Annotated in this window: 1 protein-coding gene; it reads left to right on the top strand. The window is 65.0% G+C overall.

Going from position 1 to position 506, the window contains the following annotated elements:
• Positions 1-506 (top strand): electron transfer flavoprotein subunit beta/FixA family protein (locus ACYCAX_RS26565; protein ID WP_460249217.1); only part of this gene is annotated, 506 nt, incomplete at both ends.

The raw sequence follows: 506 nt of genomic DNA, 5'->3' as shown, positions 1-506 counted from the left end.
AACGTCAAGGTCCGCGTCAAGGCGGATAACTCCGGCGTCGATCTCGCCAACGTCAAGATGTCCATGAACCCCTTCTGCGAAATCGCCGTGGAAGAGGCCGTGCGCCTGAAAGAGAAGGGCGTCGCCACCGAGATCGTTGCGGTCTCCGTCGGTCCGAACGCCGCCCAGGAGCAACTGCGCACCGCGCTGGCGCTGGGCGCCGATCGCGCCATCCTCGTCGAGTCCAACGACGAACTGAGCTCCCTGGCCATCGCCAAGGCCCTGAAGGCCATCGTCGACAAAGAGCAGCCGCAGCTGGTCATCCTCGGCAAGCAGGCCATCGACAGCGACAACAACCAGACCGGCCAGATGCTGGCTGCGCTGACCGGCTACGCCCAGGGCACCTTCGCCTCCAAGGTCGAGGTTGCCGGCGACAAGGTCAACGTCACCCGTGAAATCGACGGCGGCCTGCAGACCGTTGCGCTGAACCTGCCGGCGATCGTCACCACCGACCTGCGCCTGAACGA

The organism is Pseudomonas sp. MT3 (assembly GCF_054720805.1).
Note: the sequence above shows the minus strand (reverse complement) of the source record. Positions and strands in the feature narration are given on the sequence as shown.